Source organism: uncultured Sphingomonas sp., from assembly GCF_937859915.1.
Classification (GTDB): Bacteria; Pseudomonadota; Alphaproteobacteria; order Sphingomonadales; family Sphingomonadaceae; genus Solisphingomonas.
In genome coordinates, this window is the sequence record NZ_CALMAW010000057.1 from 1 (window position 1) to 1,241 (window position 1,241).

The 1,241-nt window shown below is 66.4% G+C and carries 1 protein-coding gene and 1 pseudogene (1 of these 2 running past the window's edge); both read right to left on the reverse strand.

Annotation, left to right across the window (positions count from 1 at the left end):
* Positions 1-187 (reverse strand): biotin/lipoyl-containing protein (locus tag Q0326_RS08070; protein ID WP_298688977.1); only part of this gene is annotated, 187 nt, incomplete at its 3' end.
* 27 nt (positions 188-214) lie between these two features.
* A pseudogene (locus tag Q0326_RS08075) lies at positions 215-1,241 on the reverse strand (2-oxoglutarate dehydrogenase E1 component); it runs 1,928 nt beyond the window's last position.

The following is a 1,241-nucleotide window of genomic DNA, read 5'->3' on the forward strand; positions in this document are numbered from 1 at the left end:
CGGCGACGACCAGCGCGCCGATCACGCCGGCGACCGGCGACGGCACCTCGACGGCAACCTTGTCGGTCTCGAGGCTGGCAATGGGCTCGTCGATGGCGACGGTGTCACCGACCTTCTTGAGCCACTGGCCGAGCGTCGCTTCGGTGATCGATTCGCCGAGCGTCGGCACCTTCACATCGGTGGTCATGGTTCGTCCTGTATCCTGGATCGGGTGTTAGCTGGCCTTGGCGAGCGCGGGAGCCTGTTGATCATGGCCGAGCGCGGCCGCGACCAGTGCCTTTTGTTCGGCGACGTGACGCTTGGCCGAACCGGTCGCCGGCGACGCCGACGCGGTCCGTCCGGCATAGGATGCGCGCGACACGCGTCCGCCTGCCTCGCCGAGCGCCTGCTCGATGAATGGCTCGACAAACGACCAGGCGCCCTGGTTCTTCGGTTCTTCCTGTGCCCACACGACGGTCTCGATCCCCGGGCTGGCCTTGACCCGTTCGGCGATCACGTCGCCGGGGAACGGATAGATCTGCTCGACGCGCAGGATTTCGGTGTTGCGGTCGCCCGCGGCGTCGCGCGCCTCGAACAGGTCGTAGGCGACCTTGCCCGTGCACAGAACGAGACGACGCACGTCGCGGTCGGCCGGCGCGGAAGGATCGAACAGCACGCGGTGGAAGCGGCTGTCGCCGACGAAATCCTCGATCTTCGACACCGCCGCCTTGTGGCGCAGCAGCGACTTGGGCGTCATGATCACCAGCGGCTTGCGGAAATCGCGCAGCACCTGCCGGCGCAGGATGTGGAAATAATTCGCCGGCGTGGTGCAGTTGGCGACCTGCATATTGTCCTCGGCGCACAGCTGCAGATAGCGCTCGAGACGGGCCGAGCTATGCTCGGGGCCCTGGCCTTCATAGCCATGCGGCAGCAGCATCACGAGCCCATTGGAGCGCAGCCACTTGCTCTCCGACGAGGAGATGAACTGGTCCATGATGACCTGCGCGCCGTTGGCGAAGTCGCCGAACTGGCCTTCCCACATCACCAGCGTGCGCGGCGCCGCGGACGCATAGCCATATTCGAAGCCGAGCACGCCGAACTCGGAGAGCGGGCTGTCGAGCACCTGGAACGAGCGATCGACCTCGGAGAGCGGGATATACTTGTGCCCGTCCTGCTGATCGGTCCACGCCGCGTGGCGGTGCGAGAAGGTGCCGCGGCCCGAGTCCTGGCCCGACAGGCGGACGCCATAATCTTCCTGAAGC